A 22,164-nucleotide genomic window follows, 5' to 3' on the forward strand; every position below is an offset into this window, starting at 1 on the left:
CCCTTAATTTGCGGGGGCAGAATAGCATTTTCACTACGCCGCGTCCCCCTGCGCCAACGGTGCCAGCCCGGCGGGGATCTTGCTCAGCTCCTGCACCAGCATCTCCTTGCTGATCTCAGGGATGGATTTCGCCCCGGTCAGGGTCATCGCCACCTTCATCTCTTTCTCGATCAGATTAAGCAGATTTGCCACCCCCGCCTGGCCGTGGGTCGCCAGCGCATAGAGATAAGCCCGGCCCAGCAGGACGGTATCGGCGCCGAGGGCAATCATACGCACCACGTCCAGACCGTTGCGGATCCCGGAGTCCGCCAGAATCGCGATATCGCCCTTCACCGCGTCGGCTATGGCGGGCAGGGCGCGGGCTGAGGAGAGCACCCCGTCCAGCTGGCGGCCGCCGTGGTTCGACACCACGATGCCGTCGGCACCAAAGCGCACCGCGTCGCGGGCATCTTCCGGATCGAGGATCCCCTTGATCACCATCGGGCCATCCCAGAACTCACGGATCCACTCCAGGTCTTTCCACGAGATCGACGGATCGAAGTTATTCGCCAGCCAGCCAATGTAATCTTCCAGCCCGGTCGGTTTACCCAGATAGGCAGAGATATTTCCCAGATCGTGCGGGCGGCCATTGACCCCCACATCCCACGCCCACTGCGGATGGGTCATTGCCTGCCAGTAACGGCGCATCGCCGCGTTCGCGCCGCTCATCCCGGAATGGGCATCGCGATAGCGTGCGCCGGGCGTCGGCATATCGACGGTAAACACCAGCGTCGAACAGCCCGCCGCTTTGGCGCGCTCCAGAGCATTACGCATAAAGCCGCGATCGCGCAGGACATACAGCTGGAACCACATCGGACGCTTGATGGTCGGGGCGACCTCTTCAATCGGGCAGACCGAGACGGTGGAGAGAGTAAAGGGAATGCCTTTGGCATCGGCGGCTGCGGCGGCCTGCACTTCACCGCGACGGGCGTACATGCCGCACAGCCCGACGGGGGCGAGGGCTACCGGCATGGAGAGCGTTTCGTTGAACAGCGTCGTCTCAAGGCTCAGGTCGGACATATTCTTCAGGACGCGCTGGCGCAGGGCCACCTGGGACAGATCTTCCACATTGCGGCGCAGGGTGTATTCCGAGTAAGCCCCGCCGTCAATGTAGTGAAACAGGAACGGGGGCAGGATGCGCTGCGCTGCGGCGCGATAGTCACTGGCTGCGGAAATGATCATACTTTGTTCTCCCTGGAAATAGCGTTGTCGCCAGGCAGACGGGTAATACGCGCCTGTCGGGCCTGATCTTCATCGAATTGTTTGATGGTGGTATGCACGAAGCCCAGATGCGCCATCATCGCCTGACGGGCCGCTTCGGCATCCCCGGTAAGAATGGCGTTCAGCACCGCTTCGTGCTGCTCGGTCAGCTGCGCAAAGACCGGCGGCACCAGATACATACGCTGACGACTCTGCTTGACGGAGGATTGCAGCAGATCAAAGAAGCCGCGCATGGTCTGGAGCAGAACAACGTTGTGCGAGGCCTCGGCAATCGCCAGATGAAAACGCACATCCGCCTGCGAGGCGATATCCGGGTCGCTGCTTTGTGTTGCCTCGAAGCAGGCTTTGAGCTTCTCTTTGTCAGCTTCTGTCGCCCGCATGGCCGCATGCCAGGCGGTGCTGGCTTCGATGGCGTGACGGGCTTCGAGAATATCGAAGCTGTAGTCCGGGTCGTTGGCCATTAAGGTTTTCAGCGGCTGGACGATCGCCTGTTCCGACCACGCCTCCTGCTGCCAGCGCACAAAGGTCCCGCCGCCGCGACGGCTCAGCAAAACCCCGTCGCTGACCAGGGTCGCTAAGGCTTCGCGCAGCGAGTTGCGTGACACGCCAAGCTGGGCGGCAAGCTGGCGCTCGGCGGGCAACTTCATGCCCGCCTCCAGCTGCTGTTCTTCAATCAGCGCCCGCACGCGAGAGGCGATCTCGTCGGACAGGCGTCTGGGCATCACTATCATGGGATCATCCAGGTTAAGACGTAAGCCTGCAGGGTGGTGATCACCCCCACCATGCAGGTGAATATCAGGCTGTGCTTAACGGTAAAGCGGAACAGATCCGACTCTTTGCCCACCAGACCTACCGCCGCACAGGCGATGGCAATGGACTGCGGCGAGATCATCTTCCCGGTTACGCCGCCGGTGGTGTTAGCGGCGACCAGCAGCACGTCCGAGACGCCAATCTGCTGGGCGGCGGTTGCCTGCAGGGCGGCGAACAGGGCGTTCGATGAGGTATCCGACCCGGTCAGGAATACCCCCAGCCAGCCAAGGAACGGCGAGAAGAAGGTAAACGCGGAGCCGGTATGCGCCAGCGCCAGGGCCAGCGTCGATGACAGCCCGGAGTAGTTAGAGATAAAGGCGAAGGCCAGCACCATCCCGATGGAGTAAATCGGCAGCGCCAGCTCTTTCAGCGTACTGGCAAAGGTCTGTACCGCCGCCGCAGGTTTCATCCGCAGCCACACAATAGAGAGGATAGCGGCAAACAGGATGGCCGTGCCGGTGGCAGAGAACCAGTCGAATTTGTACACCGCAGCATACGGCGTGGCGTCGTGGACCACAGGCGGCATGCGGGCAACCATTTTATCGAGGAACGGCACGGAGATATTCACTACCATGTCGTACAGCGCGCCGTTCGGGGCAAACAGCGCTTTAAACGGCGGGATACTCCACAGGGTGACCGTGGCGGTCAGGAACAGGAACGGCGACCAGGCGCGGATAATTTGTCCCGGCGTGTAGCGGGTGCGGGCCAGGGTCATATCCACCTGCGATGCGCCCATATCGCCAAAGCGGAAGGTACGCACCGGCTGCCAGCGTCTGAGGAACAGGGTCAGACAGACCAGCGAGACCAGGGAGGAGATAATGTCCGGCAGTTCCGGGCCGAGGAAGTTGGAGCTCAGATACTGGGCAATAGCAAAAGAGCCACCCGCCACCACAACCGCAGGCCAGGTCTCCTTCACGCCGCGCCAGCCGTCCATAATTGCCATGATCCAGAACAGCACGATAATGGTCAGGAACGGCAGCTGACGGCCCACCATCTGGCCGATCTCGAAGCTGTCCAGCCCGGTCACCTGTCCGGCCACCAGAATCGGAATACCCATTGCGCCAAAGGCCACCGGCGCGGTGTTGACGATCAGACACAGGCCAGCGGCATACAGCGGGTTAAAGCCCAGCCCGACCAGCAGCGCGGCGGTAATCGCCACTGGCGCACCGAATCCGGCCGCCCCTTCGAGGAAGGCGCCAAAACAGAAGCCGACGATCAGCATCTGCAGACGCTGGTCCGGCGTAATCGAAAGAATCGACGAGCGAATGATGTCGAACTGCCCGGTTTTCACCGAGATTTTATAGACGAAGACCGCGGCAATGATGATCCACGCGATCGGCCACAGACCGTAGAAGAAGCCATAGATGACCGAGGCAAGGGCGCGATCCACCGGCATTTTGTAGAAGAACAGCGCCACCATCAGGGCGATAGCGACGGTATAGGTCGCGGCGAGATAGCCCTTCAGCTTGAGTTTAATCAGCGCGAAGAAGAAGAACAGGATAGGAAGCGAGGCAATCAGGCTGGATAGCCAGATATTGCCTGCCGGATCGTAGTTTTGTTGCCAGAGGCTCATTGCAGGTCTCCCGAGGACCACACTGCTGCAACCCGGTGAGTCTGTGCTCATCTCGGCGTCACATTGCGTGTAAAAGTGGTCCTGCCAATAGTGTGATGTAGGGTTAATGACAACAAATGGTTAACCAAATGTTATTGGTCGGCAATGTGTTTGTGAGCAAAGATTATGGAATTGTGAACCAGAGAAGGGTTGGTTGCAGAATTGGTTGGGCCAATTATGAAGGGGGAGGGGAACAGCAGGCCGGGCAAGCATCGCGCCACCCGGCGATAAATCAGAACTCGGTCTTACTAAAACCTGTCATCTCTTTCAGGCCCATCTCACGACCCAGCTCGGTCATCGGGTGGACAACCACCAGACCGCGCACGCTTTTCTTCAGCTTGCCCATATCGGCCTGTTCTTTCTTGGTGATCGCACGGCGGAATGGCAGGTTTGACAGCTTCTGCGCTTCTTTGCTCAGCTTCTGCTCTTTCACGCCGCGCAGACGCTCGATTTCGGTTTCCAGCGTCGCTTTCTCTTTTTCCAGCTCGGCATACTTTTCAGCAGCCTCAACCAGAGACAGGTCGGCCTGCTGGTGGCGGATCAAATCCAGGCGGTCGCTCAGGCGTTTAATTTCGTTCTTTTCGACTTCTTTCATCACATATAGCTCTAAAAACGGGGGATATTATAGGGAAGGATACACCAATGTGCGCAGGCTTACTTCTGAAACGCTTTTTTTAAGCTGATTCGGGAAATCAGCTCAGTCAGGGAAAGGACCATGGTGGAGCGGACAATCTGCTGGTAACGCTGCTTCTGCATCGCGTACAGCTCCGGGTCGCTGATATCAAAATGCGGCGACGGGGGCAGGGCGGTCACGCAGTGCAGCTCCCCAAGCGGGCCGAGGATCTCGTCATCGGTAAACGCATACTCGTTGCCGTCGTGATTCAACTCTTCGCGCAGCGCCATCAGCAGCTCGGCATCTTCATACTCATGACGGCTGATAACGCCAAGGCCATAGATCAGTTTCAGACGCACGGATAAATCGCCCAAGGGACCGTCGCCGTCGAGCAACGGTTCAACTGCGTATTTCACCGCGTAGTCGTCTTTGCGAAACACCTGAAGCACCAGGATATTCACCGCCTCGGTTAATAACTCGACGGCGGATATCAGGAAACTTCGAACGGTTTTGCCAGCATTCAGACGCTCCAGCACACGGTTTTCAAAGGCCTGGGTTTGTTCCATTATTGCCTGCATATCTGACAATCTATATTCCGGGCGCAGGATGACCTGCGCCAGTTCCTGCATCATTTGGTTGCGTTGTAGTTTTTTACCGCCTCCACAACCACGTCGCTGTTGGCATCCAGACCGGATACCTGCGCCAGCGCGGCCTGTGGTCCTTGCTCGTCAATCAGCTGTGCCAGCTCCTGCGCCTGCGGATCTTCTTCGCTACGGTAGTGCATCGCGGCGGCAATGCCTTTCACCAGGCTGGTGTGCGGCAGACCATATTCCAGCGTACCGAGCAGCGGCTTGATCAGACGATCGCCCGCACTCAGCTTACGCAGCGGCTGGCGACCCACGCGCTCAACGTCATCTTTCAGATACGGGTTTTCAAAACGACCGAGGATTTTCTGAATATATGCCGCATGCTTATCGGCATCAAAACCGTAGCGTTGAATCAGTACCGCGCCGCTCTCGTCCATTGCACCTTTTACCACGGCGCGAACGTTCTCATCGAGAATGGCGTCACGAATGGTCTGATGACCGGCTAATTTACCGAGGTAGGCGGTTATAGCATGCCCGGTGTTCAGCGTGAAGAGTTTACGTTCGACAAATGCCATCAGGTTATCAGTTAATTCCATCCCAGCGATCTCTGGCAGCGCGCCTTTGAACTGGGTTTTGTCGACGATCCATTCGCTGAAGGTTTCCACGGTCACTTCCAGCGGATCGTGGGTCGCGGAGGCCGACGGCGGAACGATGCGGTCCACGGCGGAATCGACAAAGCCTACGTGCTCTTCAACCCAGGCTTTATCTTCGTCAGCCACCGCGGCCATGACATGACCTTTCAGCTGGGTGGTGCCGCGCACCATATTCTCACAGGCGATAATGTTCAGCGGGGTGTCGTTACCCTGGGCCTTACGTTTTGCCAGCCCTTTGGCGACGGCCGGGGCGATGCGCTCCAGCACAACCGGGCCGACCGCGGTGGTGACCAGATCAACGCTGGCGATCAGGTCAATAACCTCGTCGCCAATGCTGCTGACCGCGTTCACGCCGGTTACGGTTTCAACCTGCTCGTTTTCACCCACCACATGCACCTGATAGCTATGACGGGCATTCAGGGCATCCAGTACCGTCTGATTAACATCCGCGAATGTCAGCGTAATGCCCGCGTCTGCCAGCAGTTTGCCGATAAAACCACGACCAATATTACCTGCGCCGAAATGTAATGCTTTCATTGTATTAACCTTCATCAATGTTGTTACCCGAGAGGGCTGGGGTGAGGAACCACGCGAATTTGCCCCTCACCCTAGCCCTCTCCCCACCGGGGAGAGGGAAGGGAAAAACTTACTTGTTCAACAGCGCCAGGACTTCTTCGACGCTGGTGGTATTTGCCAGACGTTCGATAACGGTCTCATCGTCCAGAGCGTTAGTCAGGCTGGTAATCACCTGGATGTGCTCGTTATTGCGAGCGGCGATACCAATCACCAGACGGGCGATGTCATCTTCTTCTTCACCGAAGCGCACGCCTGCCGGGTACTGACAGAACACCACGCCGGTTTTCAGAACGCGATCTTTCGCGTCTACCGTACCGTGCGGCACCGCAATGGATTCGCCCAGGTAGGTCGGCGTCAGTTTTTCACGTTCCAGCATCGCTTCAACATATTCCGGCTGCACGTAGCCGCCTTTCACCAGTTGCTCACCGGCAAAGCGAATCGCTTCTTCTTTATGGCTCGCGGTACGGCCAAGGAAGATGTTCTCCGCACCCAGACGGAACAGGTGGCTGTTGCTCTCGTCGAAGCTGTCCTGCAGGCTGGTACGTACTTTCACTTCGTTGTTTTCGTGACGTTGTGCGGCTACCAGACGCTCGGTCAGGCTGGTGTAGAGGCCGCTGTCGAGGAAGTTGGTCAGCGAAATGTGCTGCGCCTGCGGAACCTGGCGCATCGCACGCTCGGTCAGGTCGCGGTGGGTGATGACCAGGTCAACATCCGGCGGCAGGCTGTTAATCGCGCTGTTGGTGACGGAGATCTGAGACAGACCGGCATCCGCCACTTTCTTACGCAGCACGCCCGCACCCATGGCGCTGGAACCCATACCGGCGTCGCAGGCAACGATGATTTTACGCACGTGGCTCAGGTCGTTAGAGACATCACCCGCGGTCAGTGGCGTTGCAGCAACACCTTTAGACTGAGATTTCATGTCCTGCATACGACGGGTTGCCGCTTCGATATCGTCTTCTTCTTTCACTTTGCTGGTTTTCAGCAGGATAGCTGAGACCACGAAGGAGACCGCCATGGCCGCACAGATAGCCGCGATGTTAGCGAAGTAGGCACCTTTCGGGGTCATCGCCAGTACCGCCAGGATAGAGCCCGGGGAAGCAGGGGACACCAGACCGCCGCCCAGCACGCTCAGCGTGAACACGCCAGTCATACCGCCGAGGATAACGGCGAGGATCAGACGTGGGTTCATCAGCACGTACGGGAAGTAAATTTCGTGGATACCACCGAGGAAGTGGATGATAGCCGCACCGCCAGCAGACTGCTTAGCGCTACCGCGACCAAAGAACATATACGCCAGCAGCACGCCCATACCCGGACCCGGGTTCGCTTCAATCAGGAAGAAGATGGATTTGCCGAGGTCATGGGACTGCTGAATACCCAGCGGGGAGAAGATCCCGTGGTTGATGGCGTTGTTGAGGAACAGGATTTTCGCCGGTTCAACAAAGATGGACGCCAGCGGCAGCATGTCGTGGGCAACCATGAAGTTAACGCCCGCCGCCAGCAGTTTGGAGAGCACTTCAACTGCCGGGCCAATGCCGAGGAACGCCAGAATCGCCAGGATCATGCCGATGATGCCGGCAGAGAAGTTGTTCACCAGCATTTCGAAGCCGGATTTGATTTTACCATCAACCCAGACGTCGAACTTCTTAATCGCCCAGCCGCCCAGAGGACCGGCAATCATGGCACCGAGGAACATTGGCATATCCGCACCGACGATCACGCCCATGGTGGTGATCGCACCGACCACGCCACCGCGGTCGCCGCCTACCAGACGACCACCGGTATAACCGATGAGCAGCGGCAGCAGATAGGTGATCATTGGGCCAACAAGTTTCGCCAGCGTTTCGTTAGGCAACCACCCTGTCGGAATAAATAACGCGGTGATGATACCCCACGCGATAAACGCGCCGATATTTGGCATCACCATGTTGCTGAGGAATCGACCAAAGCTTTGTACTTTGATCTTGAAATCGGATGACATAAAACACCCCTTCTTTTTGTTAACGCAGGCTTAGAGCCCGAGGTTTGTTGTTAATGCGGTGGCAGAGGTTGCCCAGCCCTGTTCTGATGAGGTGAAATTTGGCACTTAATAGTTTACCTGTCCAGACAGGGCAAAATAGTGTGATTTAGATCACGTAAATATAGGGGGTGTGATAATGATTGGAGTGATCTCTATCACAAAAATGAAGTGTAAAAAAAATACAATGGCCGCAAAAGCGGCAGTTTGACGGCTAAAATGTGAAATAAATCACATTTAGTTGTCGTGAGTTTGTTTCCGGAGTGTGATCGATTCCACAAAATATTTTTATACGGAATTCTCTGTATGTGATCGACGGCAACATCTGTTTAACCCATCAGCGCCAGGATGTAAGTAAGCAACACTTATCGCTAAAAAAATAGTACCAGAATATGGTATGGCGAAAAGCGCTAAGCTGGATTAAGCTGATACTGTAAACTTAAGTCTATTATTATTCAGGATATATTTTGTCACGCTTCTAAACTTGCATGGAGATATAAGAAAAAATCATACTCCCCGGCTCTGAAATAATAAGTACATATTCGTGTGCTTAACCATTAATTAATTTGGCTGCTACCCATTTAATTATTTTAATGAGTTTACGATTTATTTAGTGAGGCAAATATGTTTCTCAACTATTTTGCGCTGGGTGTGTTGATTTTTGTCTTCCTGGTTCTTTTTTATGGAATCATCGCTATCCATGACATTCCTTATAACATTGCCAAAAAGCGCAACCATCCCCATGCCGATGCGATCCACACGGCGGGGTGGATTAGCCTGTTTACGCTGCATGCCATTTGGCCATTTCTGTGGATTTGGGCCACGCTCTACCAGCCAGAGCGTGGCTGGGGGATGCAGAACCACATGCAGCCGCCGGAACGTAGCCCCGACGTCGATGCGCTGGCAAAGCGCGTCGCCGAGCTGGAACACAAACTGGCCGCAGTGCAACCCACTGCTGATAAGAACACGTCGGAGCGCTAATCATGGATCTGTTGATCATCCTGACCTATGTCGCCTTTGCATGGGCCATCTTTAAAATATTTCGTATTCCGGTTAACCAGTGGACGTTAGCCACCGCGACATTAGGCGGCGTGTTTATTGTGGCCGGGCTTATTTTATTAATGAACTATAACCACCCGTATACGTTTACGGCGCAGAAAGCGGTTATTTCTATTCCTATTACTCCGCAGGTCACGGGGGTGGTGAGTGAAGTTACGGATAAAAATAACCAGCTTATTAAAAAGGGCGACGTGTTATTTAAAATCGATCCGAGCCGCTATCAGGCCCGCGTCACTCGTCTGCAGGCTGACCTGGTCACCGCGACGCACAATATCAAGGTACTGAAAGCACAGCTTGCGGAAGCCCAGTCGAATACCACCCGCGTCTCTGCCGAGCGCGATCGTCTGTTCAAAGATTATCAGCGTTATATGAAAGGCAGCCAGGCGAAGGTCAATCCATTCTCTGAAAGCGATATCGATAACGCGCGGCAAAACTACCTGGCGCAGGACGCCATGGTGAAAGGCTCTGTGGCGGAACAAACCCAGATCCAGAGCCAGTTAGACAGCATGTCAAACGGTGAGCAGTCGCAGATTGCCTCGCTTCGCGCCCAGTTAGCGGAAGCGCAGTACAACCTGGATCAGACCATTATCCGTGCGCCAAGCAACGGCTATGTCACCCAGGTGCTGATCCGCCCGGGAACCTACGCAGCCTCTCTGCCGCTGCGCCCGGTGATGGTGTTTATCCCTGAGCAGAAACGGCAGATCGTGGCGCAGTTCCGCCAGAACTCGTTACTGCGTCTGAAACCGGGCGATGAAGCGGAAGTGGTATTCAATGCTCTGCCAGGCCAGGTCTTCTCCGGTAAGCTCACCAGCATTCTGCCGGTGGTGCCGGGCGGCTCTTACCAGGCCCAGGGTGCGCTGCAGGCCCTGACGGTGGTGCCGGGTACGGATGGCGTGCTGGGCACCATCGAGCTGGAGCCGAACGCCGACGTGGACGCGCTGCCGGACGGCATCTACGCCCAGGTCGCGGTTTATTCCGACCACTTCTCGCACGTCTCGGTGATGCGTAAAGTCCTGTTGCGTATGACCAGCTGGATGCACTACCTCTATCTCGACCATTAATCCCTTCACAGGCAGGCTTGCGATACGCATAGCCTGCCTTTTTTCTTTGCCTGGGCCATACTTATCCTTTTGTTGGCGAATAAGGAGCAGGCAATGAAACTCATCGGCAGCTATACCAGTCCCTTCGTGCGTAAAATCTCCATTCTTCTGCTGGAGAAAGGCATCACCTTCGAATTTGTAAACGAGCAGCCCTATCAGGCCGACAACGGTGTCGCGCACTACAATCCGCTGGGGAAAGTCCCGGCGCTGGTGACCGATGACGGGGAGCACTGGTTCGATTCGCCGATCATTGCCAGCTATATCGAACTGCTGGATATCGCCCCGGCGATGATCCCCCGCGACCCCAAAGCTGCGCTGGCTATCCGCCAAATCGAGGCGCTGGCGGACGGGATCATGGATGCGGCCCTGGCCTCGGTGCGCGAGCAGGCGCGTCCGGCGGCACAGCAGTCCGAGAGCGAGCTGCTGCGCCAGCGGGAGAAAATCGCCCGCAGTCTGGATCACTGTGAACAGCTGATTCGCGAAGGTAAAATTGGCACCGACAGCGTTAACCTGGCGACCATCGCCATTGCCTGCGCCATTGGCTACCTCAATTTCCGTCGCGTCTCGCCGGGCTGGTGCGTAGATCGTCCGCTGCTGGTCAAGCTGGCAGAAACCCTCTTCCAGCGCGAAAGCTTCGCCCGCACCGAACCGCCAAAGGCTTGATGTCGTCGATAACACTTCCTTGCCGGACGCGGTACAATCGCCCTGACATTGACTCCCTCTCCCGTCGGGAGGGGGGAAGATACCCAACCGTCAGGCGCTTCCATGACTACTCAGCACGCACTCTATAGCCAACTTCCCGCGACCGATCGTCTGCTTCGCGACGCCCGTCTTTCCACCGTTATTGCCCGTTTTGGTCACAGCCGAACGGTCGAGACCTTACGCCTGTTGCAGGACGAAGCCCGCGCCGGGATCCGCGCCGACCACCGCCTGCCGGCCTGGTGTGACGACTGGGCGCAGGAGACCGAAAAACGGCTGGCGACGGACGACGCGCCGGGCCTGCGCCCGGTCATCAACCTGACGGGAACGGTGCTGCACACCAATCTGGGACGCGCGCTGCTGGCTCAGGAGGCAGTGGCTGCGGTAACCCAGGCGATGCAGACGCCGGTTACCCTGGAGTACGATCTTGACGGGGCCGGGCGCGGTCATCGCGACCGACCGCTGGCGGCGCTGCTGTGCCAGCTCACCGGCGCGGAAGATGCCTGCATTGTGAATAACAACGCTGCGGCGGTGCTGCTGATGCTGGCCGCGACCGCCAGCGGGAAAGAGGTGGTGGTCTCCCGCGGCGAGCTGGTGGAGATCGGCGGCGCGTTTCGCATCCCGGACGTGATGACCCAGGCCGGGTGTCAGCTGCGGGAAGTGGGCACCACCAACCGCACCCACGAGCGGGACTACGCGGCGGCCATCAATGACAACACCGCCCTGCTGATGAAGGTCCATACCAGCAATTACCATATTGAAGGCTTCACCCATGCTGTTGACGAGGCGGATCTGGTGCGCATCGGCCAGGAGAGAGAGGTGCCTGTGGTGGTCGATCTCGGCAGCGGTTCGCTGGTGGATCTCAGCCGCTATGGCCTGCCGAAAGAGCCGATGCCGCAGGCGTTAATTGCCGCTGGCGTCAGCCTGGTGAGCTTCTCGGGCGACAAGTTATTAGGCGGCCCGCAGGCCGGGATCATCGTTGGTAAGCGCGACCTGATCGCCAGATTGCAACAGCACCCACTGAAACGCGCCCTGCGCGCGGATAAAATGACCCTCGCCGCGCTGGAGGCGACCTTACGCCTCTATCTCCATCCGGAGACGCTGGTCGAACGCCTGCCGACGTTGCGCCTGTTGAGCCGCGACGCCGCTGCGATCCAGCGTCAGGGGGAGCAACTGCAGGCCCGGATCGCACCGCACTACCCTGACTTTGAGGTTCGCGTGGAAGCGTGCCTGTCCCAGCCGGGCAGCGGATCGCTGCCGGTGGATCGCCTGCCGGGGGCGGCCCTGACCTTTACCCCGCGCGACGGGCGCGGCGCACAGCTGGAGGCGCTGGCGCTACGCTGGCGATCGCTGCCGGTGCCGGTGCTGGGGCGGATAAAGGACGGGCGTCTGTGGCTGGATTTACGCTGTCTGGAAGATGAAGCACTGTTTCTGGAGATGTTGTTGAGATGATTATTGCCACTGCCGGTCATGTTGACCACGGCAAAACCACCCTGCTGCAGGCGATCACCGGCGTCAACGCCGACCGCCTGCCGGAAGAGAAAAAGCGCGGCATGACCATCGATCTGGGTTATGCCTACTGGCCCCAGCCGGATGGCCGGGTGCTGGGGTTTATCGACGTGCCGGGGCACGAAAAGTTTTTGTCCAACATGCTGGCGGGTGTCGGCGGGATCGACCACGCCCTGCTGGTGGTGGCCTGCGATGACGGAGTGATGGCGCAGACGCGCGAGCACCTGCAGATCCTCCAGCTGACCGGCAACCCGCAGCTGACGGTGGCCCTGACCAAAGCCGATCGCGTTGACGACGCCCGGGTGGAGGCGGTGCGCGACGAGGTGCTCGCTACCCTGCGCGACTTTGGCTTTGCCGACGCGACGCTGTTTATCACCGTCGCCACCGAGGGGCGGGGCATTGACGCCCTACGCGCCCATCTGCAACAGCTTCCGGCCCGCGCCCATGCGGATCATCACCGTTTCCGTCTGGCCATCGACCGCGCCTTTACCGTGAAAGGGGCCGGTCTGGTCGTCACCGGTACAGCGCTGTCGGGCGAAGTGCGGGTAGGGGATAGCCTGTGGCTGACCGGGGTCAATAAGCCGGTGCGTATTCGTGGGCTGCACGCGCAAAACCAGTCTGCTGAGCAGGCCCATGCCGGGCAGCGCATTGCCCTCAACCTGGTGGGCGACGCGGAAAAAGCGGCGCTGAACCGCGGCGACTGGCTGCTGGCCGACGCGCCGCCGGAGCCGACCACGCGAGCGATCGTCACGCTGCAAGGCGACGTGCCGCTGGCGCAGTGGCAGCCGCTGCATATTCACCATGCCGCTAGCCACGTCACCGGCCGCGTCTCGCTGCTGGAGGGGGAACTGGCGGAGCTGGTCTTTGATGCCCCGCTGTGGCTGGTCGACAACGATCGGCTGGTGCTGCGGGATATTTCAGCCCGCGTCACCCTGGCCGGAGCGCGGGTAGTGACCCTCAACCCGCCGCGTCGCGGGAAGCGCAAGCCGGAGTACCTGCAGTGGCTGGCCACGCTGGCACCGGCGACGGATGACCATGCTGCATTGCGGGTACATCTCGAGCGCGGGGCGGTAAATCTGGATGCGTTTGGCTGGGCACGCCAGCTCAGCGGAGAGGGCCTGCGCCAGCTGACCCAACAGCCGGAGTTTATCCAGGCCGGTTCCGGTCTGTTAAACACCGCTGTCGCAGCGCGCTGGCAGCGTAAAATTCTGGAGGTGCTGGCGACCTATCATCAGCAGCATCAGGATGAACCTGGCCCCGGGCGGGAACGCCTGCGGCGCATGGCTCTGCCGATGGAAGACGAGGCCCTGGTTCTGCTGCTGATCGAGCGGATGCGCGAGAGCGGGGAGCTGCACAGCTACCACGGCTGGCTACACCTGCCGGATCACAAGGCGGGCTTTACCCCGGCGCAGCAGGCCGTGTGGGAAAAAGCGACCCTGCTGTTCGGCGACGAGCCCTGGTGGGTGCGCGACCTGGCCCGTGAAACCGCCACCGACGAGCAGACCATGCGTCAGGTGCTGAAGCATGCGGCGCAGCAGGGGCTGATTACCGCGATCGTCAAAGATCGTTATTACCGCCACGATCGGATTGTCACCTTTGCCAACCTGATCCGCGCGCTGGACCAGGAGCGCGGTTCCACCTGCGCGGCGGATTTCCGCGACCGGCTGAACGTCGGGCGTAAGCTGGCGATCCAGATCCTCGAGTACTTCAACCGCATTGGCTTTACCCGCCGCCGCGGTAACGATCACCTCCTGCGGGATGCGCTGCTCTTTGCCGACGAGACGCGGCCGCGTTAATCCTTTTTGCTGGCGAACTTCTGTTTCGCCAGCCATACGGCGCCCAGCCTGCCCGCCTGGTTCCCCAACTGGCAGGGCAGGATGGGAGCCTGCAGCGACTCCCACTCTTCAAAGGTTTGCAGGTGTCTGTCGAGCAGCTTGTAAATTTTCTCCTGCTCGCTGATCCCGCCGCCAATCAGTACCACCTGGGGGTCGAACATCGAGATCACGCTATAGACCCCGCGGGCGAGGAACAGGGCCCACTCCTCTACGGCTTCGCGCAGGTGCAGATCGTTCTCCATCCGCTCGAACAGCTCTTCACCTTTCGGCATATCCTCCCCGGAGACCCCCAGCGCCCGGCGGCAGGTCTCCATCAGCCCTTTGGCTGAGGCCACCTCATGCATCCCTTCGCCGTTTTTGCCGACCGGGATAACACCAAACTCCCCGGCGCGGTAGTGCGAGCCGCGATAGAGATCGCCCCCGAGCACGATGCCGCCGCCGATCCCGGTGCCGAGCGTCATGCAAACAAAATTCTCATACTCGCGCCCTGCGCCGCGCCAGCGTTCGCCGAGGGCAGCACAGCTGGCGTCATTATCGGCCACCAGTGGCAGGTCGGTCAGCTCTGCGAAAAGTTCATACAGATTGACGTTATCCAGGTACTCCAGCGCGCCTGCCTTTGCGGCGTCGCCAGTATGGGTATTGATGTGGCCGGGGATGCTCACCCCGATCGCCGTAATCTCGTGCTCTTTCTCATAGGCCTCGACCACCTCGCGCCACTGCTGCTTAAAGCTCTCTTCATCCTCCGGCGTATCAAATTGATCGGTGGTGAGTTCGTTTCCGTCCTCGTCGATCACGCCGTGTTTAATGTGGGTTCCGCCCACGTCGAAGCCGATAAAAAGCCGCATTTATCCTTCCTTCTGCCAGAGTTGTGCGTCTTAAGTATGGCTCAGGGCAGGAAACCAAACGTAAAGTAAGGTAATGCGTGAAGGGGCTCGCAAAGCAGGCGACGGCTGGCGATATTTTCACCGCCGGGGTCTACCTTTGAAGGACACTTCACGCAAGGAGACAGTCATGACGAATAACCCTCCCTCAGCACGTATCCTGCCCGGCGAATATGGTTTCCCCCTCCAACTGAAAGCCCGTTATGACAACTTTATCGGCGGCGACTGGGTTCCTCCGGCCGACGGCGAGTATTACCAGAACCTCACCCCGGTAACCGGCCAGCCGCTGTGCGAAATCGCCAGCTCCGGGAAGCGCGATATCGATCTGGCGCTGGATGCGGCCCACAAGATAAAAGAGAAATGGGCCCACACTTCGGTGCAGGATCGTGCCGCGATCCTGTTCAAAATTGCCGATCGTATGGAGCAGAACCTGGAGCTGCTGGCCACGGCTGAGACCTGGGACAACGGGAAACCGATCCGCGAAACCATGGCCGCCGACGTGCCGCTGGCGATTGACCACTTCCGCTATTTCGCCTCCTGTATTCGTGCCCAGGAGGGTGGCATCAGCGAGGTGGATAAAGACACCGTCGCCTATCACTTCCATGAGCCGCTGGGCGTGGTCGGGCAGATCATCCCGTGGAACTTCCCCCTGCTGATGGCCGCCTGGAAAATGGCGCCCGCGCTGGCCGCCGGGAACTGCGTGGTGCTCAAACCAGCGCGCTTAACGCCGCTGTCGATCCTGCTGCTGATGGAAGTCGTGGGCGACCTGCTCCCACCTGGGGTGGTGAACGTGGTCAACGGCGCCGGGGGGGAAATTGGGGAATATCTGGCGACCTCGAAACGGATCGCTAAAGTGGCCTTTACCGGCTCCACCGAAGTGGGCCAGCAGATCATGCAGTACGCCACCCAGAACATCATTCCGGTAACGCTGGAGCTGGGGGGCAAATCCCCGAACATCTTCTTCGCCGACGTCATGGATGAAGAGGATGCCTTCTTCGATAAGGCCCTGGAAGGCTTTGCTCTCTTTGCCTTCAACCAGGGTGAAGTCTGTACCTGTCCAAGTCGGGCGCTGGTGCAGGAGTCGATCTACGAGCGCTTTATGGAGCGCGCCATTCGTCGCGTGGAGTCGATCCGCAGCGGTAACCCGCTGGACAGCGTTACCCAGATGGGGGCGCAGGTGTCCCACGGGCAGCTGGAGACCATCCTCAACTATATCGATATCGGTAAGAATGAGGGGGCCGAGATCCTAACCGGCGGGCGGCGTAAGCAGCTGGACGGCGAGCTGAAAGAGGGGTATTACCTCGAGCCGACCATTCTCTCCGGCAAAAACAACATGCGCGTCTTCCAGGAGGAGATCTTCGGTCCGGTGCTGGCGGTGACCACCTTCAAAACCATGGCGGAGGCGCTGGAGCTGGCCAACGATACCCAGTATGGTCTGGGGGCGGGGGTCTGGAGCCGTAACGGCAATCTGGCGTATCAGATGGGGCGTGGGATCCAGGCCGGACGCGTCTGGACCAACTGCTATCATGCTTATCCGGCGCATGCCGCGTTTGGCGGCTACAAACAGTCGGGTATTGGCCGCGAAACCCACAAGATGATGCTGGAGCATTACCAGCAGACCAAATGCCTGCTGGTGAGCTACTCCGATAAACCGTTGGGGCTGTTCTAACTTCTGAGAGCAGGCCGCCCGAGGGTGGCCTGCTCAATCTGTTTACGCAAGGTATTCAGTACCCCATCCAGCACAAACTGCACCCGCCACGGCTGATAGTCACGTTTGCGGAAGATGGCCACCAGATCCAGCCACCACTCCTCCTGATGGGTGAAGCAGGGCACCATCGAGCCCTGTTCGATCTCCTGGAGCAGGCTCTCTTTCGGCGCAAAGACGATCCCCAGATGATTACGCGCCAGCTCCAGTGCCGTCTGGGTGTTGTCGCAAATATAGTTACCCGAGACTTTATAATCGAGCACCTGCTCGCCATTGTTCGCGCGAAAACGCCAGATGTTAGCATCATCGATTATCATTGAGTCGATAAGAATGCAGGAGTGGTTAATAAGATCGTCGGGTTTGTTGATGGGGTGTTTTTTTATATATTCCGGCGTAGCGAAAGCCGTAACAGAATATTTGGTTAAGGTACTGGCGACCAGACTTTCATCTTTTGGTTGGGCATAGGTAATTAAAATATCGCAATCATCGGGAAAGGTAACCCCTTCAAAAAACTCATTCCGGTCCAGGTTGTAGGTTTTCAGGCTAATACGGATATCGCCAATATTTTCGATCTCATGAATGACGTGGCGAGCCAGGTAGGTGACGATCCCTGAGGGGGCATAAAGGGTGACTTTGCCGCGTTTTTCGTGTTTGTAATCAGCAATAAAATTAATCAGTTGCTGGTTTTTTTCCAGCGATGCATCGATAAACGGCAGCAGCGATTCACCAAACTGGGTCAGCGCCAGATGGCGGGTGGTGCGTTCAAACACCTTCAGCCCGACGCGTGTCTCGAAATCAGCGAGATATTTACTGACGTTGGCCTGGGCCATCCCCAGCAATGCAGCTGCATCACCAATGCTATGGGTCGCGGCAATGACGGAAACAATCTTTAATTCTCGCGGTTTGATTTGCAGCTTGTTCATTGCCTGACATCCATCTATATGAATTTATATATAATATTATACAAATAACCGCATTGCATCGCGATTTTTGTAACCATTATTATGCGCGGCGTCGTATGACATTTAATGGATTACAAACAATGACGTTTAAAAAGAATTTACTTATTGCGGTCGCTTTATTTACGGCGACATCCGCAATGGCCGATGATTTTTCAGTTGGCGCTGGCGCAGTGTTTAATGAATCACCCTATAAAGGCTATAACGACAACGTCTCCGCTGTCCCGTTAATGAGCTACGAAGGCGAGCACTTCTACGTGCGTCAGACTACCGGCGGCTGGATTGTCTGGAAAGATGGCAAAAACGAGCTCAGCCTGACCGCCTCCTGGATGCCGCTGCACTTCGACCCGGACGATAACGACGATCGTGCCATGAGCCAGCTGGATGAGCGCAAATCCTCCGCGATGCTGGGCGGGGCCTACTACCGCCACGAAAGCTGGGGGAGCCTGAAAGTTGCGCTGGCGGCGGATGCGATGGACAAGAGCGGCGGCGTGATGGGCGAGCTGTCTTACTTCCGTCCGATCCGCATGGAGCGCCTGACCCTGACGCCGTCGCTGGGCGTATTCTTCCATGACGAAAGCTTCAATGATTATTACTACGGTGTGTCTGAGAAAGAGTCCCGTCGCAGCGGCCTGCAGCAGTACACCGCCGGCGAAACCGTGACCCCGTATGTGGGTGTGGCGGCGAAGTATCAGCTGACGCAGAACCTCTATCTGAACGCCAGCGCAATCTATACCGTGCTGCCTGACGAGGTGAAAAACAGCCCGATGATCGACCGTGACGACAGCTTCGCGCTGATGACCGGGCTGTCCTGGACGTTTTAAGAGTCCAAAAAGCTGCCCTCAGGGACGAGGGCAGCCTCACTCGTTTTCTGCTTACGCCTCATCCACCCAGATCCGCATCTCCCCCTCACCGCGGTTCGCCCAGCTAAACCACGGAATAAAGGTCAGGGTCTGCGCCTGCTGCGTGACCGGGGCGCGATCGTATTGCCACAGCGGTTGCTGTTCTGTGTTCGCAGCGTGGCGGGCATAACCCTGGGTCTGGATCAGCATTTTGTGGGCAAAAATTCCCTTCCCTTCCACGAGCTTAAACTCGCTATCCGCGGGCAGGGTCAGGTTATGCAGCCCGGCACCGTTATCCGCCTCTTCGAGACAGTAGACCAGCGGCCCGCGCTGAATCGCCACTTTCCCGGCCTGCTGGCGCACCTGCGGATTACCATATACCCGACGAACCGGCATTGGCAGGGTTAACTGCAGCCTGTCGCCCTCCTGCCAGCGGCGGGTCAGGTAGAGATAGCCCTGGCGTACCTCGCCGGTGACCGCTTCACCATTCAGCGTCAGCAGCGGATTGTCGCACCAGTCCGGCAGACGCAGGGCCAGGGTATGGTCGATCGCCGCCGGGGAGGTGATCTCGATGTTAACCTGCTCCTGCCACGGGTAGTTGCCGCTGATCCGCACCTGCAACTCTTTATCACCTACCGGGAAGGCCATGCTGTTGCCGATATAGAGGTTAATAAACAGGGCATCCTCACGGACGGTATAGATGTAGTGACCGATCGAGGTCAGCACCCGGGCGATATTCGGCGGGCAGCAGGCGCAGCCGAACCAGCGCTGGCGAACCGGCTTCACGTGATCGTAGATATGGTTAAACTTCAGTGACTTCGGATGCACCTCCAGCGGGTTGACGTAGAAGAAGTGCTTCCCGTCCAGCGCCATACCGCCCAACACGGTGTTGTACAGGGCGCGTTCCATCACGTCGGCATACTGACTGTTGGCCTCCATCTCCAGCATCCTGCGGGCAAACATCATCAGGCCGATCGAGGCGCAGCTTTCGGCATAGACGGTATCGTTCGGCAGATCGTAATCGCTGCTGAAAGCTTCGCCGCTGCTCTGGGAGCCAATCCCGCCGGTAATATACAGCTGGCGCTGGGCCATGTTGTTCCACAGGCGCAGGCAGTCCTGGCGTTTGCCTTCGTCCTGGCTCAGGCGGGCCAGGTGCGCGACGCCGGCCATCAGATAGACGAAGCGCACCGCGTGGCCGATGGCCGTCTGCTGTTCGGCCAGCGGCTGATGCGCCTGGCTGTAGGCTTTATCCTGCACCATCCACGCCGGGCCGTAGGTGTTCCAGTACGAAGTTTGGCCGCGCTTTTCATATTCGATGTCATAGAAGTGCGGCTGAGTCCCACGCTGCTCGACAAAGTATTTCACCAGTGCCAGATAGCGTGGCTCCTGGGTGACATCGAACAGGCGCATCAGCGCCAGCTCAATCTCCGGGTGACCCGGATAGCCGTGCAGTTGCTGCTCGCCCGGACCAAAGACGCTGTCGATATGGTCGGCCAGCTTGCAGACCACCTCCAGCAGACGGCGCTTGCCGGTGCCCTGGAAGTAGGCCACGCCCGCCTCAATCATATGCCCGGCGCAGTATAGCTCGTGGCACTCCGCCAGGTTCGTCCAGCGCTCCTCCGGGGCTTTGACCGTGAAGTAAGTATTCAGGTAGCCATCGTCGCACTGCGCCGCGGCCACCAGCTCAATCACCTCATCGGCGGTCTTTTCAAGCGTTGCGTCGGGTTTCTGGCACAGCGACCAGGCCACCGCCTCCAGCCATTTCGCTACGTCGCTGTCCTGAAAGACCATCCCGTAAAATTCACCGCTCTGCTGGCCTGCCGCAATGCGAAAGTTGGCGATCGCATGGCTCGGTTCGGCCTCGGTGATGCGATCGTTCAGGGCGTCCCACTGGTAGGGGATCACCACATCGCGCGCCAGCTGTTGATACTGGCCGAGAAACGGGTCACTGATTTTCAGTTTATGCAGGTCGGGTTCCATTATGGACATCATGTTCTCCTCAGGAGTGAGCGTGACGCTGGCGCAGGTCGGTGGCAATGCGCGCCATCATCGGATTATTGAGTCGGCACTTGCGGATCGCCAGCGCCAGCAGCAGGTGGAAAAGGGCAGGCAGCAGGGTTTCCATGGTGGTGATGCCCTGCAGCGAGGCAGCGGTCTGGTTGCCTGCCCCCGGCTGATAGGCGACAAAAATGAACACCAGGCTGATGATCCCGGCGCTGGAGGCCCAGGCCAGCTTGATGAAAAACAGGTTAAAGGCGAAGTTCATCCCGGAAGAGCGCACGCCGGTTTTCCACTCGCCGTAATCGTCAGCAAAGGCCATTAACGCGAAGTGCAGCGGCAGGGTAAAGCCGAGGATCACCCCATTCGCCAGGATAACGATCAGCCACAGCGTCTGATACGCCGGACCACTGGGCAGGAACCACATCCCCGCCGCCAGTACCGCCAGCACCAGGTTGGTGTAGTAGTAGAGTTTGACGGTATCGCTGCGGCGCGACAGCAGGTTGACGATCACCGCCCCGAGAATGGCGGCAAAGGTCACCATGGTGAAGAACAGCGAGGTATAGGCGGTGCTGCCTTCCAGCACGTAGGTGATGAAATACATGTAGCCGCCGCCGCGGATGTTAAAGACGTTGATCAGCAGGAAGGACATCACCAGCATAAGCAGCAGCTGGTCGTTGTTACGCAGACCGGCGAGGTGCTCTTTCAGGGTGAATTTGCCCATCATCGCCAGCGGGACGCGCTCGCGCACCCAGAAGAAGCAGCACAGGAACATCACCACCGCAATGGCACACAGCACCCCCACGCCCAGCTGATAGCCCTGGGCCGTGTTGCCCTGACCGAGCACCGAGACCAGCCACGGCAGGCCGACCGACACCAGAAAACCGGCCACGCCGCACAGCACGAAGCGCCAGGACTGGCAGGAGAGCACCTCGCTGTGGCGGGTGGTCATGGTGTTGATCAGCGCGCAGTACGGCACGTTGATGGCGGTATAGCCCACTGAAAGCAGCAGGTAGGTGCCGAACGCCCAGGCGATTTTGACCCCCATCCCGGCATCCGGCACGGTAAAGGTCAGCACTCCGATCACGCCGATCGGCAGGGCGACCCACAGCTGCCACGGGCGAAAGCGTCCCCAGCGGCTTTGGGTACGGTCGGCAATGATCCCCATCACCGGGTCGGAGATGGCGTCGAAAATGCGCAGGGCGATAAACAGCGTGCCGACCAGCGCCGGGGTTAAGCCAAAGACATCGGTATAAAAAAAGGTCAGAAAATTCATGATCAGACAGGTGATGACCGTCCCGCCCGCATCACCCAGGCCGTAGCCGATTTTTTCTCGCATCGAGAGGCGATCGTTGACGGCCTGCCGGGCAATCTCTGTTTGTGTAATCGGAGTGGAAGTCATGAGGTAACTCCTCGGGTTATCGGATTTTTTATGTTGTTTTGTCA

18 protein-coding genes are annotated in these 22,164 nt (G+C 58.4%); 7 read left to right on the top strand and 11 right to left on the bottom strand.

Annotated features, from left to right (window positions below; all coding sequences use genetic code 11):
- Positions 1-33 precede the first annotated feature (33 nt).
- From lldD to M8318_RS09845, 7 genes are all read right to left on the bottom strand, one after another.
- The gene (gene lldD, locus M8318_RS09815; RefSeq protein WP_262662292.1) at positions 34-1,221 is read right to left on the bottom strand and encodes an FMN-dependent L-lactate dehydrogenase LldD; all 1,188 of its coding nucleotides are present in this window, start codon (positions 1,219-1,221) and stop codon (positions 34-36) included.
- Positions 1,218-1,991 carry a transcriptional regulator LldR gene (lldR, locus tag M8318_RS09820; RefSeq protein ID WP_262662294.1) on the bottom strand — a complete coding sequence of 258 codons (774 nt, stop codon included), beginning with the start codon at positions 1,989-1,991 and terminating at the stop codon, positions 1,218-1,220. The genes lldD and lldR overlap by 4 nt, the downstream gene beginning before the upstream one ends.
- Positions 1,988-3,643, bottom strand: a complete 1,656-nt coding sequence (gene lldP / locus M8318_RS09825; protein ID WP_262662296.1) for an L-lactate permease — start codon at positions 3,641-3,643, stop codon at positions 1,988-1,990. The genes lldR and lldP overlap by 4 nt, the downstream gene beginning before the upstream one ends.
- Positions 3,644-3,914: 271 nt before the next feature.
- Entirely contained in the window at positions 3,915-4,277 is a 363-nt protein-coding gene (locus M8318_RS09830) for a YibL family ribosome-associated protein (RefSeq protein WP_262662297.1), read from the bottom strand.
- 59 nt (positions 4,278-4,336) lie between these two features.
- The gene (mtlR, locus tag M8318_RS09835; protein WP_262662298.1) at positions 4,337-4,927 is read right to left on the bottom strand and encodes a mannitol operon repressor MtlR; all 591 of its coding nucleotides are present in this window, start codon (positions 4,925-4,927) and stop codon (positions 4,337-4,339) included.
- A complete protein-coding gene (gene mtlD / locus M8318_RS09840; RefSeq protein WP_261644955.1) occupies positions 4,924-6,072 on the bottom strand; it encodes a mannitol-1-phosphate 5-dehydrogenase in 1,149 nt (382 codons plus the stop codon). The genes mtlR and mtlD overlap by 4 nt, the downstream gene beginning before the upstream one ends.
- Before the next feature lie 109 nt (positions 6,073-6,181).
- Positions 6,182-8,095, bottom strand: coding sequence for a PTS mannitol transporter subunit IICBA (locus tag M8318_RS09845; protein WP_262662299.1), 1,914 nt, complete (start codon positions 8,093-8,095; stop codon positions 6,182-6,184).
- A gap of 660 nt (positions 8,096-8,755) precedes the next feature.
- On the opposite strand from M8318_RS09845, the gene M8318_RS09850 reads away from it, so the two are divergent.
- From M8318_RS09850 to selB, 5 genes are all read left to right on the top strand, one after another.
- Complete coding sequence (locus M8318_RS09850) at positions 8,756-9,112, top strand: DUF3302 domain-containing protein (RefSeq protein WP_262662300.1); 357 nt, start codon at positions 8,756-8,758, stop codon at positions 9,110-9,112.
- Positions 9,113-9,114: 2 nt separating this feature from the next.
- Positions 9,115-10,251 (top strand): HlyD family secretion protein, encoded by a 1,137-nt coding sequence (locus M8318_RS09855; RefSeq protein ID WP_262662302.1) that lies wholly within the window; start codon positions 9,115-9,117, stop codon positions 10,249-10,251.
- A 93-nt stretch (positions 10,252-10,344) separates the two neighbouring features.
- Positions 10,345-10,953 carry a glutathione S-transferase gene (locus M8318_RS09860; protein WP_262662304.1) on the top strand — a complete coding sequence of 203 codons (609 nt, stop codon included), beginning with the start codon at positions 10,345-10,347 and terminating at the stop codon, positions 10,951-10,953.
- A gap of 102 nt (positions 10,954-11,055) precedes the next feature.
- Positions 11,056-12,441: an L-seryl-tRNA(Sec) selenium transferase gene (selA, locus tag M8318_RS09865; protein WP_262662306.1), complete on the top strand. Its 1,386-nt coding sequence runs from the start codon at positions 11,056-11,058 to the stop codon at positions 12,439-12,441.
- Positions 12,438-14,294 (top strand): selenocysteine-specific translation elongation factor, encoded by a 1,857-nt coding sequence (selB, locus tag M8318_RS09870; RefSeq protein WP_262662307.1) that lies wholly within the window; start codon positions 12,438-12,440, stop codon positions 14,292-14,294. The genes selA and selB overlap by 4 nt, the downstream gene beginning before the upstream one ends.
- Here the strand turns inward: selB and M8318_RS09875 are convergent.
- Entirely contained in the window at positions 14,291-15,178 is an 888-nt protein-coding gene (locus tag M8318_RS09875) for an ROK family protein (RefSeq protein WP_262662310.1), read from the bottom strand. The two genes, selB and M8318_RS09875, sit on opposite strands and share 4 nt — an antisense overlap.
- A 166-nt stretch (positions 15,179-15,344) precedes the next feature.
- Here M8318_RS09875 and aldB point away from each other — a divergent pair, with 166 nt between their 5' ends.
- Positions 15,345-16,883: an aldehyde dehydrogenase AldB gene (aldB, locus tag M8318_RS09880; RefSeq protein ID WP_106995478.1), complete on the top strand. Its 1,539-nt coding sequence runs from the start codon at positions 15,345-15,347 to the stop codon at positions 16,881-16,883.
- Here aldB and M8318_RS09885 read toward each other — a convergent pair.
- Positions 16,880-17,842 (bottom strand): LysR family transcriptional regulator, encoded by a 963-nt coding sequence (locus M8318_RS09885; protein ID WP_262662312.1) that lies wholly within the window; start codon positions 17,840-17,842, stop codon positions 16,880-16,882. The two genes, aldB and M8318_RS09885, sit on opposite strands and share 4 nt — an antisense overlap.
- A gap of 119 nt (positions 17,843-17,961) precedes the next feature.
- On the opposite strand from M8318_RS09885, the gene M8318_RS09890 reads away from it, so the two are divergent.
- Complete coding sequence (locus M8318_RS09890) at positions 17,962-18,702, top strand: MipA/OmpV family protein (protein ID WP_262662314.1); 741 nt, start codon at positions 17,962-17,964, stop codon at positions 18,700-18,702.
- A gap of 51 nt (positions 18,703-18,753) precedes the next feature.
- Here the strand turns inward: M8318_RS09890 and M8318_RS09895 are convergent, their stop codons facing one another.
- Positions 18,754-20,709 carry a glycoside hydrolase family 127 protein gene (locus M8318_RS09895; protein WP_262662316.1) on the bottom strand — a complete coding sequence of 652 codons (1,956 nt, stop codon included), beginning with the start codon at positions 20,707-20,709 and terminating at the stop codon, positions 18,754-18,756.
- Between the two features lie 10 nt (positions 20,710-20,719).
- Positions 20,720-22,120: an MFS transporter gene (locus tag M8318_RS09900; protein ID WP_106995483.1), complete on the bottom strand. Its 1,401-nt coding sequence runs from the start codon at positions 22,118-22,120 to the stop codon at positions 20,720-20,722.
- Positions 22,121-22,164 lie beyond the last annotated feature (44 nt).

This window comes from Leclercia tamurae (assembly GCF_025566055.1).
Taxonomy (GTDB): Bacteria; Pseudomonadota; Gammaproteobacteria; order Enterobacterales; family Enterobacteriaceae; genus Enterobacter; species Enterobacter tamurae.